The 357-nt window shown below is 74.5% G+C and carries 1 protein-coding gene; it reads right to left on the bottom strand.

What is annotated here, in order from left to right; translation table 11 throughout:
* The coding region (locus TW83_RS19155) for a hypothetical protein (RefSeq protein ID WP_045984386.1) at window positions 1-227 on the bottom strand (227 nt) is incomplete at its 3' end.
* Window positions 228-357: the final 130 nt, after the last annotated feature.

Here is a 357-nt window from a genome sequence, read left to right as displayed (position 1 = left end):
GCGATGGCCAGCAGGCGGTCCGGCACCGGCAACCCCCGCAGCGCCGCCACGCGCAGACGCGGGCAGGCCGCCCGGCGGCGCGTGAAGGGCAGCACCGCCAAGGCCAGCACCAGCCCCGCGATGATGCCCAGTGCCAGAAGCGCGGCCATCTCTGCCGTAGACAGGATGGCCATCGGCGTGGGCAGGCGGACCGGGGACAGGGCCTGCATCAGCTGATCATGGGTCATCGCCTCAGGCGTCACGGCTCGACCCGTCGCGCAACGGCGCCCATCGCGGCCAGGCGGTCAGTCTGGCCACCCAGATCGGCGGGCTGCAGACGCAGCAGCCGCCTGGCGCCGCCCCGTCCAAACCGCCGCG

The organism is Paracoccus sp. S4493 (assembly GCF_000967735.1).
GTDB lineage: Bacteria > Pseudomonadota > Alphaproteobacteria > Rhodobacterales > Rhodobacteraceae > Paracoccus > Paracoccus marcusii.
This window is presented reverse-complemented; position numbering and strand designations above follow the sequence as displayed.